This window comes from Streptomyces glaucescens (assembly GCF_002154375.1).
GTDB classification, from domain to species: Bacteria; Actinomycetota; Actinomycetes; order Streptomycetales; family Streptomycetaceae; genus Streptomyces; species Streptomyces glaucescens.
The window spans coordinates 459-753 of the sequence record NZ_MUND01000549.1 but is presented as its reverse complement, the minus strand read 5'-3'; the positions used below and the strand labels follow the sequence as shown (position 1 = coordinate 753).

At 72.5% G+C, this 295-nt stretch carries 1 protein-coding gene; it reads left to right on the top strand.

All coding sequences use genetic code 11. The features are described 5' to 3' along the window. A partial coding sequence (locus CCN42_RS44965; RefSeq protein WP_245877551.1) for a helix-turn-helix domain-containing protein occupies window positions 1-295 on the top strand: 295 nt, incomplete at both ends.

The following is a 295-nucleotide window of genomic DNA, read 5'->3' as shown; positions in this document are numbered from 1 at the left end:
CGGCTCAGGACGCCCTCCGCGTCCTGGAGACGGTGGCACGGCACTCCACCGGTGTCACCGACACCGAGATCACCCGTCACACCGGCCTCGGCACGGAGCGGCTGACCACCCTCCTGCGGATGCTGCGACGCGAGGGCTACGTCGAGCAGGTGACCGACGGGGCGTACGTCACCGGAGCGGCCCTCGCCCGCCTCGGTTCCGCGCACGGCCGCGACCGTGCCCTGCACGACCACCTCCAGCACACCCTGGACCGGCTGCGGGACTCAGTGGGCGCCGCCGTCTACATCAGCCGGTA